The 13,213-nt window shown below is 56.1% G+C and carries 10 protein-coding genes; 4 read left to right on the top strand and 6 right to left on the bottom strand.

What is annotated here, in order from left to right; genetic code table 11:
* Positions 1-3: 3 nt before the first annotated feature.
* Together ACGY09_RS03540 and ACGY09_RS03535 are read right to left on the bottom strand one after the other, a co-directional pair.
* Positions 4-2,352, bottom strand: a complete 2,349-nt coding sequence (locus tag ACGY09_RS03540) for an Eco57I restriction-modification methylase domain-containing protein (RefSeq protein WP_397570491.1) — start codon at positions 2,350-2,352, stop codon at positions 4-6.
* Positions 2,353-2,689: 337 nt separating this feature from the next.
* Positions 2,690-3,922: a protein-L-isoaspartate(D-aspartate) O-methyltransferase gene (locus tag ACGY09_RS03535; RefSeq protein WP_373651571.1), complete on the bottom strand. Its 1,233-nt coding sequence runs from the start codon at positions 3,920-3,922 to the stop codon at positions 2,690-2,692.
* Between the two features lie 408 nt (positions 3,923-4,330).
* Here ACGY09_RS03535 and ACGY09_RS03530 point away from each other — a divergent pair, with 408 nt between their 5' ends.
* On the top strand, positions 4,331-5,278 hold the full coding sequence (locus ACGY09_RS03530; RefSeq protein WP_373651572.1) for a hypothetical protein: 948 nt from the start codon (positions 4,331-4,333) through the stop codon (positions 5,276-5,278).
* Between the two features lie 573 nt (positions 5,279-5,851).
* On the opposite strand, the gene ACGY09_RS03525 is transcribed toward ACGY09_RS03530, so the two are convergent.
* Entirely contained in the window at positions 5,852-6,757 is a 906-nt protein-coding gene (locus ACGY09_RS03525; protein ID WP_373651573.1) for an alpha/beta fold hydrolase, read from the bottom strand.
* Between the two features lie 347 nt (positions 6,758-7,104).
* On the opposite strand from ACGY09_RS03525, the gene ACGY09_RS03520 reads away from it, so the two are divergent.
* From ACGY09_RS03520 to nadB, 3 genes are all read left to right on the top strand, one after another.
* Positions 7,105-7,908 (top strand): S-adenosyl-l-methionine hydroxide adenosyltransferase family protein, encoded by an 804-nt coding sequence (locus tag ACGY09_RS03520; RefSeq protein WP_397570490.1) that lies wholly within the window; start codon positions 7,105-7,107, stop codon positions 7,906-7,908.
* Between the two features lie 157 nt (positions 7,909-8,065).
* Positions 8,066-9,319 (top strand): hypothetical protein, encoded by a 1,254-nt coding sequence (locus ACGY09_RS03515; RefSeq protein ID WP_397570489.1) that lies wholly within the window; start codon positions 8,066-8,068, stop codon positions 9,317-9,319.
* Between the two features lie 27 nt (positions 9,320-9,346).
* Positions 9,347-11,005, top strand: a complete 1,659-nt coding sequence (gene nadB / locus ACGY09_RS03510) for an L-aspartate oxidase (protein WP_397570488.1) — start codon at positions 9,347-9,349, stop codon at positions 11,003-11,005.
* Between the two features lie 78 nt (positions 11,006-11,083).
* Here the strand turns inward: nadB and ACGY09_RS03505 are convergent, their stop codons facing one another.
* From ACGY09_RS03505 to ACGY09_RS03495, 3 genes are all read right to left on the bottom strand, one after another.
* Positions 11,084-11,443 carry a 2Fe-2S iron-sulfur cluster-binding protein gene (locus ACGY09_RS03505; RefSeq protein ID WP_373651577.1) on the bottom strand — a complete coding sequence of 120 codons (360 nt, stop codon included), beginning with the start codon at positions 11,441-11,443 and terminating at the stop codon, positions 11,084-11,086.
* 208 nt (positions 11,444-11,651) lie between these two features.
* A complete protein-coding gene (locus tag ACGY09_RS03500; RefSeq protein WP_397570487.1) occupies positions 11,652-12,839 on the bottom strand; it encodes a family 1 glycosylhydrolase in 1,188 nt (395 codons plus the stop codon).
* Between the two features lie 94 nt (positions 12,840-12,933).
* Positions 12,934-13,149: a hypothetical protein gene (locus ACGY09_RS03495; RefSeq protein WP_373651579.1), complete on the bottom strand. Its 216-nt coding sequence runs from the start codon at positions 13,147-13,149 to the stop codon at positions 12,934-12,936.
* Positions 13,150-13,213 lie beyond the last annotated feature (64 nt).

The raw sequence follows: 13,213 nt of genomic DNA, 5'->3' as shown, positions 1-13,213 counted from the left end.
GTGTTAAATGGATTCTCGGCCGAGAATTTCCTCGACGAGTCCCACTTCGCTGGGATCCAATTCAAACAGGGACTGCACGCGTCGATCGATCTCGAACTCAACGGATTGCTGCAGAGCGAGTTCGTCACTTCCTTCCATCGTTCCCGACCGGAATCGATTCTGCGACAAACCCAATCGAAGATCGACTAATTGCACCAGCTCGTCGTGACAACGACGTTGGTGTAAATCGCTGAAGTCAATCCGCGGAACCGGTGCCTGTTTCAGAACGTGACCATTCAGTTCAAGTCCGATGCCACGGCGTTTACTGTGATTCGCGAACCAGGCCCACAGGACTCGGCTGTTCAGGACCGCGCAGACATAATTCAGGTGCTCGCGCGTCTGGGGGCGGGGAACCCAGACATTCGTGCTGAACGGGACATAGCAGGCGCCCCAGACCGGAACGATACTTGGTCGAACCGCCATCTGAAGGACGACCAGTTTATCGGATAGCCAGACTCGTTCCTCACGGGGCCAGTGCAGGTGCCACCAGGAATTTGTCCCCCGCTGGGTCTCGCGCCGCGCTTCCAGAACGACCCGGAAACGAGCAAGGTGTTTCTTCAGATTCGGAAAATCCTCGATATCCGGACACGTTGCCGGGGTCGAATAGATCAGTTGCCGCGATGCGTCCGGCGAACATCGGTAACGGTCGAGGTCACAAAGATCATGGTAGGGCCGCAGCAGGCTCAATTCTGGGGGGGTGAGACCCAGATCCCCAACTTCTGCCGGGGTGAGCGAGAAAACGCCTTCGTCCTGAATCCAGCCGAAGGTTTCGGCCGGCTTGGGAAAACGGACAAGAGTACGCCGATTCAGTGTTGCTGGGTTCTCTGCAATCCCCTGTCTCACTTCGCCAAGCTCGCCAAGTCGCGGAAACTTTTTCAGCTTGGTGAGCAGTCCGTCGTGGGAGGGGAAGACATCGATCCGGTCGCCGGGAAAGAGTTGTGATCGGGACTTTTCGAACCGGATCATCTGGCCGGGACTGTCTGACAACGAAGTTGCCAGAACCGCTCCAGACTGTCCCGCGATTCGAATGACCGTGTTTCGATCGGCCGGTCCCCGAGTCAACTTAAATATCACATGCTGTCCTGTGACTCGGGGGAATACGGGAGTGTTCCTAAGTAACAGAATCTCATCCACGCGAACTTGCTCACGCAGGGCGGCAATCAGCTTGCTGGACCCGCTTCCCTGCAGCCAGTAAGCATTCGTGATGTAGGAAAGAGTTCCACCTTCCTTCAGCAGATGAATTCCGCGAAAAACAAAGTAGTACCACAGGTCCATCCGGGCTGACTGGTGGTGACGCCCCCAGCGTGTGCGCTGGATGAGATCGAGTTCCCTTTTGTGGTCACGTTCTCGCCGGTAGGGAGGATTCCCGACCACCAGATCGAACCCGCCCCGTTGTTTGATGCGTGGAAATTCTGTTGGCCAGTCGAAGGGCGATATCCGCGTGCGAACCCCCTTTGAAGGGGAAGCCCGACTCTTGATCGAGCACTTCTCCGAAAAAGTGGCACCAATCAGCGAATGTCCCTGTTTGAAATTGGATTCCAGAAAGTGCCAGTCGACTTCCTGCGCCGTGGGGCGTGTTTCGGGAGCTGAGGAATCAAGCAGGACCAGCCAGAGAATTCGTCTCGCAACTTCGATTGCTGCGGCATCGAAGTCGACGCCGTAGAGGTGTGTCAGCAGAATCTGGCGGCAGGTATCGAATGAAAGGTGTGGCCCGGACTTTGTCTTGATCAGGGTGACACTCGTTTCAGTCTGCCCGGATTCGACAAGTAAACGCAGGTACCACGCCAGTAAACGGCGATAGGCGGCGACGAGAAACGCTCCACAACCCGCCGCAGGATCGAGGAGGCTGTGTTCGAGGGCATCTGCGGTGGTGCCTTTTTCTAATCGCTCGTCCAAAGTCAGCCGCAAAATTTCGTCAACGACCGGTTGCGGCGTATAGAAAGTCCCCGTTCGCTTACGAACTGAAGAACGGGGACGCTTTCGATCGGTCTGTCCTGAGTCACCTCGCAGACTTACCAGCAGTTCGTGAATTTCACCGAGGATCTCAGGCCGGCTCGTTTCATCGAGGGGGCAACGCTCAACAAGTGACTCCAGCCCCCGTGGCGGAAGCACTTCGGCGGAATGGAAATCAGGGAGAGGAAGCGAAGCCGTTATTTCGCGAACGCTCAGCAGCTTTCGGAAGGCGGCCCAATCAACGATCGATTCGGCGGGGTATGCTGGTGTGCCCGGCGAGGAATTGGCTTTCGGAGGAACTTCGCCCCGCCGAAGTGACTTGAACGACTGACGGCACCACTTCCGCAGGGATTCGTCCACCGGTAGGCTCGCTGAGTGTGTCTTCGCGCGCTGAGATACACCACTACGTTTCAGCTTCAACCGGTGCGAACGCAATCAGGCCTGTCCGCACCCTTGTCCCTGACCGCAGGCGGTGATCTGCTCGGCGAGTCTCGACGAGAAACCCGTTGCCTCAACATTGGCTGGGCAGATTTCCGAACGCGTCACTTTCCGGCCGGGGACAATTTATCTGACTGCAACGGGAGCGAGACTGCAACCTTACAGATCCGGAAGGTTCGCGGCGGATGACGTCTTCGGCCATCTGCCACACGCTTCGCGGGGGGCCGACGCAGGGAGGGGAAATTCCCGTGAGCGCGCGTTATCTCAGCCGTGGGGTGATCGTCAAATCATCGACCCACAATTTGCCCGTCGCTCCGTTCAGACCAATTCGGACGATCATTTCGCGGGCTTTGAGGGGGACTGCGATCACTTTCGTGACCGTGGTCCATTCCTGCGTTCCCGTCCAGGGGCCGATGACCGGGTCATCGAAAGACCGTCGATTTTCATCATAGAAGTGAAATCGGACCGAAGCGAACTCGTGGTCCTCACGGCCACTTCGAATGTCTTCGGCCTTGTACCGAACGCGAACATGCAATGCGCTGATCTTGGTTCCATCGATCGCGGCTGCCTGTAACCCCTGCGAAAGTCGTCCCGATTCCGGGGACGAGAACAGCAGGCAGCGCTTCCCTTCGGGAGCACCGATATCGACCAGGGTGGTCTGGCGCTGGTAGTGCCAGTGGTCGGCGTATCCGTCCTCGTTTTCATCAAGTTCGAAGCCTCCGTTAAGAATCCGTGGGTTCAGCGGATCGGGCTTCACCTTGCGTTGATCTTCTGATTCCCCCGTCATGGGCACGAAGAGTGTGGAGATCAATTTCTTCTCTTCGAGCTTGCCGTCTTTCTTTTCAAATTGGTGAAAGACCTGCTGATAGCGCTGACCAAGAGGCACCAGCAGACGGCCTCCTTCTTTTAGTTGATCGATGAGGGGCTGCGGAACGTTTTCCGGTGAGCAGGTCACGATGATCTTGTCGAAGGGGGCGTACTCTTCCCAGCCCAGATAGCCGTCGCCGATCTTTGTCTTCACGTTGTCGTATTTGAGGCGACTCAATCGTTCGGCGGCAGACTTTCCCAGTGGTTCTACGATCTCGATCGAATAAACCTCTTTGACCAGGTTTGCGAGAACCGCCGCCTGATATCCGCTGCCCGTGCCGATCTCGAGAACGCGATCTTCCGGTTGAGGATCAATTGTCTGAGTCATATACGCCACGACGAACGGCGGCGAAATGGTCTGCTTGAAACCGATCGGCAGCGCCGCGTCGGCGTAGGCCTCGGCTCGATATTTGGGTCCGACGAATTCGTGACGAGGAACCTGTCTGAGACTTTCGAGCACGCGTTCGTTCGTGATTCCTTCCCGTTCAACGTATTCGCTCACCAGAAAATATCTTGCCTCTCGGAAAGGGTCCTTCTTCTGGGCAACGGCAGTCTGGCCTGCTCCTACGCAAATACCAAGGGCCAGCAGTCCCGCTGCAGTCAGTGTTCCCCGTCTGTGAAGCATTGTCAGCTCCTCTCAATCAATGAAAACCCAAAGTGACGATCCATGTCACTCAAATGCCGACCCCGCGCTGATCGATCGGAGTCTGTTTACGCGGAATCTAAACAAATCAGTGAATCTTCACGAGACCGAGTTGTCCACTTGAGTCACTGATATCCAGATCGTCAGTGAGGAACTCCCCCACCGGGGTTCGTGGAGGAGGTACGTTGTCGAGCGGCTCTTCCGCTGAGGCCAGCGTAAACGACTTGTTTTTGCAAGAGGGGTCTAACGGATTTCCGCTGAGCAGCAGTTCGACGCGAGGTCGGCTACTTGACCGTCTGCTCGAAAGACTCATACGATTCATGCTGACGGATATGGTGCCGTCGTTGAATTCGGATAGGCAGGAAAAACTCCGCAGGGGAGGTGGTTCTGATGAGATCGACCAATTTAAGATGGGGCGTCGCCCTGTTGTCACTGGCCTTTGTGGCCACGTCGGAAATGAAACTGGAAGCAGCCGGTCCGGCAACGGCCCAGCAAGCCATGATGCAGACTCAGTCGGCATTAAACGATGCGTCACTCGGCTGGCATCGGGGCTGGGGTTGGGGCGGCGGATGGGGCTGGGGTGGACCACGTTTTGGTGGCTGGGGATATCGCGGCTGGGGCGGTTGGGGTGGCTGGGGATACGGTGGCTTTCGCAGCTACGGGTATGGCTATCCCGGCTGGGGCTACGGTGGATTTACCTATGTTCGCCCCGTGATTTACACGTACCCCGCGTACTCCTATCCGGTCTACTACACGAGTCCCTCGTACTGCTGTAATTACAGCTACGTCTCTCCTTACCAGTCGTCTTACTACTGCGCATCCAACTCTTCACTTCCTGTGAGTTACAGCGTGGCAAGTTATGACAATCCTTCGCAGCCGGTGCCCTACACCTCGACGCTGGCAAGCACCCGGACTTACAGTTCCCCACGTGCTTCGACCGGTGCTTATGTGGCGAAGACCTTCAACGGAAACTCTGACAGTGTCGTCGTGAGCAGCCGACCTGTTAACAGCCCCAGCTACTACGCTCAGGTGAAGCAGTCCCAGGCAATGGGTTCTAACCTGAGCATGGAACGAGTCGCCGCGAAGACCAGTCATCAGGCTCCGCTGCCGCCGCTGCCGAATCCACCTGTCTCGTATGCGCAGGCAATCAAGAAATCAGAACCGGTCCCATCCCGGTTTGTCGCCGCCAAGCCATCTGCTCTTCATCAAGAGTATCTGGCTGCCTCGGCGAACGTCAGCGCCCGAAAGCGAATGGCGAACGAACCCCTGATTGGTTCCACCGACACCCGCAACGGATACTCATCGGCTGCCAGACTGGCTTCGGGTAGCCTCGACTGACATCTCAATCGCTTCACGATTCAGAGAACCGAGCCCTCGGCAAGCAGATTTGTTTTGCCGGGGGCTTGTTCTCTTTCCAGGGGGACTGCTCGATTTGGCTCGAACCCGTCAAGACAGGATCGAGTCGATGGCATGTAAGAATACGTTCAGCGGGCTTCGAGCGTCTCACCCGTTGAACCTTCCTCGGGGGTACCAGGCTACCGGTGTGCGATCCGCAAGAGGCTTCCAGTGGGCGCAGATTCATGATGACGAATCCCGCGTTGAAACCGCCAAAAACGATGCAGGGCTCACAATTACGGAGAGTTCAGATCGCGAGCCCCAGTATCCCCTCCGTTCCGGGAATATCTTGATGATTCCGCCGCGGGCGCCATTGTGACCCGCCACGGCTCTGATAGCGGATCTCTTCTCAAAGTGTCCGATCGTCCCGTTGGCGCGGGAATGGTGCTTCGTGTGTAACGTAGCGGCACGGAGATACTGTGACTGCTCAGCGGATTTACAACAATGAATAAGGCCCGGCTCGATTGTTCGAGCCGGGCCTGTTTGTTGGATCTGAGTTCGCTGGACATCGCAAAATCAGTCTCGTTCGAGCTGACTTCGACGGTCTCGCCACTCACTGGGGTGCTCTTTCACATACTTGGTCAGGAACTCGAAGATGTGCTTGCGGAGGTTGGCATTTCTTGTAACGAGATCCATTCCGCTGAAATTTGCTTCGTATTTCCACAGATACGGTGGATCGTTCTGGTCGCCTTCCTTCTCTTTGTCTTTCTTGACGACAAGCAGGTCAAAAATTTTGTTAGCGGCCGAGACATCACCTGCATTTTTTTCAGAAACGGCAATCACGACCGGTCGTTTCAGAGCCCGAATGACGGGCATCGATTTGGTCACTGTCAGGCCGGGGACGGTCGCGTCGGGCGAGATCAAAGCGAGTGCCTGGACATCCTGCCCCTTGGGCGTTCGCCCCTCCAGAGTGGGACTGTCGTCGAAAGGGATTTTGCCCCAGTCGAGTTCCGTGTAGAGCACGGCGACTGCGGCGCTGAAATCGGAACCGACGATGCCCAATTTGTTCATGTTCAGGTTCTTCTTCTGGTGTTCTTCCATGATGAAGTCTTTGACGGCTTCCATATCGAAAGCCACCATCGCCTGATAGTCGTTCTTGCTCAGTCCTCCCTTTTTCGGAAAGGGGCTCTCACCATGTCCGCGAAGATCGACGGCGATGACAGCGAAGTCACCTTTCTGCTGCAGATCGGTCGCGAGTGTTTTCCACTGCTGGCGGGTCCCCCGCTTGCCATGCAGCAGGACGATGACCGGCGCATCCTGCCCACCGAGAGACTTGTAGTAAGTCACCTTGATCTTGAAATTGTCAGCCGTGACCAGGTCACGGTCTTCGATGGTGTGCTTTTTGGCTCCCTGAGCGAACAGCGCCGGTGACGTTGATGCCAGAAGGATTCCCAGAATCACTCCAGCCCACACTCTGGCCACTCCACGCGATCCCTGGGATCGGAGCGAGCAAAAAGCGGATAAATGCGACGGGGCATTCCACATATGAATCTCCACGATCAAGCGAGGCAGCATCTTCAAAAACAGAATGACACATCAGAAGCCCAAAGCAACTCGTAGTGTGAGTACTTAAGCTGCTCCAAGACGGGTTTCACTGTCATCAACTGACGGTTTCACAGAACATCAAATGCCATTTGAAGTTCCGTGGCAAGTCAATTGACGGTGATAGCTTCATATGTCAGTGTAGAATTGTCGAAAAACGGGGTCAATCCGCGCTTACGGCGCGATTGCACAACTCGACCAGAATTCTTTTCAAATAGACGGTTTAAATGGCTTCCAGCCTCGGATCTGCGTGTCGCTGTATCACATTTCTCTCGGACTTCGGCATGCGAGACACTTATGTCGCGCAAATGAAGGGTGTCGCTCTCGGGATCAATCCCGACGTCCACCTGGTCGACCTCACGCACGAGATCCCCCCGCAGGACGTCTTGCTCGCGACATTCCTGTGGAGTGATGCTCTCGACGCATTTCCGGAAAATACAATCCACGTGGGCATTGTGGATCCCGGAGTGGGGAGCGATCGGAATCTGATTGCTGCGGAAATTGGTCCGTTCAGAGTGGTTTGCCCCGACAACGGACTGATCTCGGTGTTGCTGCAGCGCGAATCCGTTCGACGAGTCGTCAAGCTCGATCACCAGAGCCTGTGGCGGCGGACGGTTTCCAGCACATTTCACGGTCGCGATATTCTGACTCCCGTCGCCGCAGCCTGGAGTCGTGGTGTTGATCTCTCTGAGTTGGGAACCGTTTACTCAGAGCCCCTGGTCACACTGCCGCTCGCCACCCCCACGTTCAGCCAGTCTTCGATTGCCGGACGAGTCATCGATGTCGACCGTTTTGGGAACCTGATCACGAACATCGCCGCGTCCCTGCTGCCTGAAGTCCGGAACTCACTGCGGTTTGAAGCAGGGCCCTGCCAGGTCCATGAACTCTCCCGCTGTTATGCCGATGCGCCTGTCGGAGAACCACTCGCATTGATTGGGAGTTGTGGTCGATTGGAATTTGCGATTCGGGATGGGAACGCGGCAGAAGAATTTCAATTGAGTCGGGGTCGTCGCGTTGTGGTGCGGTGGTAAGTGTCAGTGGGGACCCGGCGATGTGGGATCGCGCGTGACTCTTGGACGCTGTGAGTGTTCGGAATTCGATTGGTGATCGGCTATGATGCGGGCCGAAGCACAGGACAACCCACGGACATCAGTCGCAAGCCACTGATGAGAAAGGAAATGGAATACGATGGATCGCTCAGGGACGCGGTGGCTGGCGGTGATGCTCATGGGCATTGTGGGCTGTGGTCAGTCCCGACAGGACGTGGCGGAACCTTCACCCGCGAATGTCACCGAATCCACGGACAAATCACCGCCAGCGACTCGTAACGACAGGGGTGAAACGGCTTCTACTTCGGCAAGTCCGAAGGTCGGTCTGGTTGCGACAGCACAGGATGGGTCTGCGGAAGCGACGTTCCAGCGAACGCTGCAGTCATTCCAGGACGGTCGGTTTGATGATGCGTTCGAGTTCTTGCCCCCCTCGTACCAGGCAGACGTCGACCAGTTGCTTCAGGTGTTCGCTGAGAAGATGGATCCCCAGGTCTGGACGAACTCGTTTGAACTGCTCGGCAAGATTGGTCGAGTTCTGAAGAGTAAAAAGAATCTCATTCTCGACATGGACGGAGTGAAGCGACTCCCTCAAGTTGAGTTAATCAAGCCGCACTGGGATGCGATTGCGGGTGGGATGAGTGATCTTCCTTCGAGCGACTTCGGCGATCTGCAACGGCTGAAGCAGACGAAGGTCCGACAACTGCTCGGCTCGGCCGGGGGACTGTTTCGCGGACTGCCGCTGCCTCAGTTTGGGGATATTCAAGTCACCACGATCAAATCGGATTCGAAGACCGCAACTCTGTCGTATCGAGAGAAGAAGGACAGCGAACCAAAAGAGGTCGAATTTGTCCTGATGGAAGGAAAATGGCTGCCGAAATCGATCGCCAGCGGATGGAGTGCAGGTATTGCCGAAGCACGAGCTTCACTCGATAAATTGCCTGAACGGATGGCTAGCTGGAAACCGGTCATCATCTCTCAGTTAGAGAAGGTCGAGGGAATGATTGATCAGTTGCAGGCGTCACGGACGAAAGAAGAGTTCAGCGCGGCCGTGGCACCCCTGTTCTTCACGATCGCGTATGGGGCCCAGCTGGCGCAGCAGGCGGTGCTCGAATCGACGGCGGCTGCTCGTGCAGCGGATGTGGTTCACTGCGAGATCAACCGAGAATTGAATGACGAAGACCTGACGAAGCTCAAGGACGTCGTCGTTCAGTTTCTAGGAGAGAGCGGAGCCGATGCCGAGTACGAGCTCATTCCCAACGATGGACGAACGCGTTGCCGGTTCACCATGGTGACGGACGCCGCAGCAATGGCGTCCGTGCTTGCCAAACACTTTGACACGGCGACAGTCCGCCTGGACCTGGAAAGCCGCACCGTTCACATCGATTTCAAATAAGCTGCTCTAGCAGAAACGAGACTTATCATGTCCCCGCTCATCGTTTCTCCCAAACGTCGATACCTGGTCAATTTCAATCTGAAGCGGGTCCCTCACCTGTTTACCGATGTGCTGGTGATCGGTGCCGGAATTACCGGGATCCGGGCTGGACTGGCGATTGATCCCCGGCTGAATGTCGTGCTGGCCACGAAAGACCGGCTGAAGGAATCGAACAGCGCCTACGCTCAGGGGGGAATCGCGGGGGTGTTTGACCCTGTAGACGATTTCGCCAATCACGTCGCGGACACGCTGGCCGCGGGCAAAGGGCTATGTAATCAGGACATTGTCGAGACAGTCGTGCGGGAAGCCCCGGCACGTATCCGTGAACTTGTTTCGATGGGCGCCCATTTTGATCAGGCCGACGGGGAAATCGCCCTCACGCAGGAAGGGGGCCACAGCCACCGTCGTGTTGTCCATGCCCTGGGAGACGCCACGGGCAAAGAAGTCATGCGGGCCTTAATCGAGCAGATTCGCAGTGCGCCGCAGATCGATATCTGGGAAAATACATTCACCATTGATCTGCTGACTCACGAAGGCGAATGCCGCGGAGCCTTGGTCTGGAATGCCAGCCACGGAAAAACCTTCGTCTGGGCCAAACAGACGATTCTCGCGACGGGCGGAGCGGGTCGGCTTTACCGGGAAACGACCAATCCCGAGATTGCCACAGCGGACGGGCATGCGATGGCCTTTCGCGCGGGGTGTGAACTTCGCGACATGGAATTCATGCAGTTCCATCCTACCGTTCTCTACATCGCGGGATCGTCACGGCACCTGATCTCAGAGGCGGCTCGTGGGGAGGGGGGACTGCTGCGTGACTGCTTCGGTCATCGCTTTATGCCCGATTACGATCCGGCAGCGGAACTCGCTCCACGCGATATCGTCAGTCGGTCGATCACGCGGCAAATGGAAAAGACGCGGCATCACTGTGTCTACCTGGACCTCACACACCTTCCGCACTCCCTCGTGATGGAGCGGTTTCCGCACATTCGGCAGGTTTGTGCGCAATTCGGCCTGGATTTGTTGCGCGATCTGATCCCGGTTCGGCCGGGGGCTCACTACATGATTGGTGGTATCGCCGTCGACGATGAGGCAAGAACCTCGTTGCCGCGACTGTGGGCTGCGGGGGAAGTAACTTCCACGGGGCTGCACGGAGCCAACCGTCTTGCGAGCAACAGTCTGCTGGAAGGACTTGTGTTTGGATTGAGAGCCGGTCGCAACGCCTCGGCCGCAGCCTGTGGTGAGAAGGATCAGTTCACGGCGATGGCGATTACGCCCGACAAGCTCCCCTCAGTTCCGAAAGGAGACACACTAGGGGTGCTGGGAAGCGACTTCGATGACTCGACACTGAAACTCGATGACTTGCTCAACTCGCTCAATAGCGAGATGTGGAGAAAAGTAGGGATCGAACGGAATGCTCCGGATCTGGAATCAGCTCTTCATCAGATTGAGTTCTGGGATCGGTACGTGGGACCGCACGAATTTTCGATCACAAAGGGATGGGAGTTACAGAATCTCCTGTTAGTTGCGAGGCTGATGGTGGCGGCGGCGATGGCACGCAAGGAAAGTCGCGGCACACATGCCCGTAGCGACTTTCCTCAAACCGATCCTGAACAAGCCAGACACATCAGTCTGGTCGCAGCAAAGTAGCGGGCCACACATGCGCCGGGCGGTTGAGAGGCCGGCCTTACGAGGCCTCGACCCACTTTCCAGTGCGAATGTCGCGGATCAGCTCCAGAAGTTTTCGCCATGCCAGTTCATGGGAGGCTTCGTCTGGACCTCGATATCACCATTCACGCACGTCTGACAGGCCAGTCGCAAATTCTTTTCATTGCCAAGTCTGGCGAAGAACGTCAGCGGATGCGCCGTCATCGAAACCTTTTCGAACAGGCTTTGTGACGAACAGTTCTCAACCCCTTTTTTGACCATAACCTTGCAGCTCGTGCAGAGGCCAAAGCCCATGCAGTTCACGTAATTATGTGGGGTGGGGTAAAGCTGTACGCCCGCCTTGAGTGCCTCGCGCCGCAGGTTGGCCCCCGCAGGAACTTCGATCGATTTCTTCTCATTGACGAATGTCACGGTCGGCATCTTGCTGCTCTTTCCCAATCGAGATGTTGACGAACGAATCAGCGATAACGTGAATCATATTCACGAAGGGAAGTTCAACGCAATCGATCGTCGAGCAGCGGCGGACCAACGACAGCGGGAGTGCGCTGTACATGACAGTGCACAGTCCCGAGAACGAGGCGCAAAGCCTCGGTGATGAGAGATCGAGCGAATCGCTGCAACGACTTGATCAAACCAGCATGAGTGCGGACGACCCGGTCGGCAGGAACCGGCGCCATTCCTGAATCATGCGCTTGTACTCGATTCCAACGCTCCTGGGTTGACGGTCGAGATCATACAGGCCAACCGGGTGGACGTTGTTATTTTCTTCCCGCAGCGCAACGTCCCAGTCGATTTGGTCCGTCAGACTGTACCAGGTAAAACCGACGATGGGGACACCATCTTGCCGCAGTCGCAGCATCGTATTCCACTCTTTCCACAACCACTGAACGGATCCCGACTCTTCGCGGATGTTCGTTTCCGTATGCATCAGGGGGAGTCCGTAGCGGTTGTAGTAATCCTTGGCAATGACGTAGTACCCGAAGAACTCGCCCGCGGCGACGGTTGAACCGTCAGAACGCAAAAGATGTTCGTTCGTCACGTAATAGTCAGTTCCCATGATGCAGCGGAACTTGTAGTCCTGGTTCATAAAAAAGTTGTAATCGCTCTCCGACATCCCATGCTCAGTCATATAGCGATAAATCGGAGCACTAATGACGTGACCGTAGGTGAGATCGAGCGGGATAAATCGCCGCTCGTTGTAGAACTTGGCAGCCTTGACCAGTTCCGGCCCTGCCGGGTGTGTATATTCGCTGGACTCGCTTTGAATGAAGACGGCGTCTGGGACAGACTTCAGAATCGCCTTCATCGCGAAGAGGTTGGCTTTGCAGAGATTGATCGTCGCTCGCACGAACGATTCGTCATCCGTTCGCATTTCGTTCCACCAGCCATACTTGGCAGAGAAGAGAGCCGTAATCAGTATCTCGTTGACGGGAGTCCAGTACTTGGTTCCCGGATAGCGACGAGCGACTTCCCCCGCATATTCGGCGAACAGTTGTGGGAAATCTGTATTCTGAAAATTACCCACCCAGTCGGGAACACCAAAGTGACATAGATCCAGAATGGGAAGGATGCCCATCTCGTCCATGCGATTCATCACATCGTCGAACCATGACCAGTCATATCGCCCTCGGCCGAGAAACACCTTATGGAGCGCTGGCCCCCACCGGAGGTAAGTGATATTGAGATCTTGCACGAGTTGCAGGTCCTCTTCCCATCTCTCGTAATGTCCGCATTTTTCCATTTGGTCGATGCGTTTGCCGCCAGCGATGGTCGGGTAGCTGTTTTCGATACCCGTAGCGAACATAAAACCGTGCATGAAGACCTTCCGTAGCAACGAAGGAAAAAGCAGGTGCGCGCTGAACGATCAGCGCGCACCTTGATCCCAATTGACCTACCCAACTGAGCGATTCTCAACCTTTTGCAGGAGGGGTATAGACCTGCATATCCCCTGGCCACCAGCGCGCCTGGAAATCCCGACGGAACTGTGCTTCGCCGGGTTCCAGGTCACCGGACACTTCGATTGGCTCCAGGGACGAACCCGCCGTACGTTCAAAAAAGAGGGGAACCTCGGTCAGAGGCTCGGAGTTGGAAAAATTGGTATCTGCCAGATATTCGGTCGTATTCATTTCGCTTCCTATTGTTGTGAAATGTTCCATCTGCTGTTCGGCAAGTTTGATGCCACCGTGTTTA

Origin of the sequence: Schlesneria sphaerica (genome assembly GCF_044336245.1) — a bacterium.
Taxonomy (GTDB): domain Bacteria; phylum Planctomycetota; class Planctomycetia; order Planctomycetales; family Planctomycetaceae; genus Schlesneria; species Schlesneria sphaerica.
Note: the sequence above shows the minus strand (reverse complement) of the source record. Positions and strands in the feature narration are given on the sequence as shown.

Coding starts and splice junctions, on each gene's coding strand:
- nadB (WP_397570488.1), top strand. CDS start 9,347: ATGTCCCCGCTCATCGTTTCTCCCAAACGTCGATACCTGGTCAATTTC.
- ACGY09_RS03505 (WP_373651577.1), bottom strand. CDS start 11,443: ATGCCGACCGTGACATTCGTCAATGAGAAGAAATCGATCGAAGTTCCT.
- ACGY09_RS03520 (WP_397570490.1), top strand. CDS start 7,105: ATGGCTTCCAGCCTCGGATCTGCGTGTCGCTGTATCACATTTCTCTCG.
- ACGY09_RS03530 (WP_373651572.1), top strand. CDS start 4,331: ATGAGATCGACCAATTTAAGATGGGGCGTCGCCCTGTTGTCACTGGCC.
- ACGY09_RS03500 (WP_397570487.1), bottom strand. CDS start 12,839: ATGCACGGTTTTATGTTCGCTACGGGTATCGAAAACAGCTACCCGACC.
- ACGY09_RS03535 (WP_373651571.1), bottom strand. CDS start 3,922: ATGCTTCACAGACGGGGAACACTGACTGCAGCGGGACTGCTGGCCCTT.
- ACGY09_RS03515 (WP_397570489.1), top strand. CDS start 8,066: ATGGATCGCTCAGGGACGCGGTGGCTGGCGGTGATGCTCATGGGCATT.
- ACGY09_RS03495 (WP_373651579.1), bottom strand. CDS start 13,149: ATGAATACGACCGAATATCTGGCAGATACCAATTTTTCCAACTCCGAG.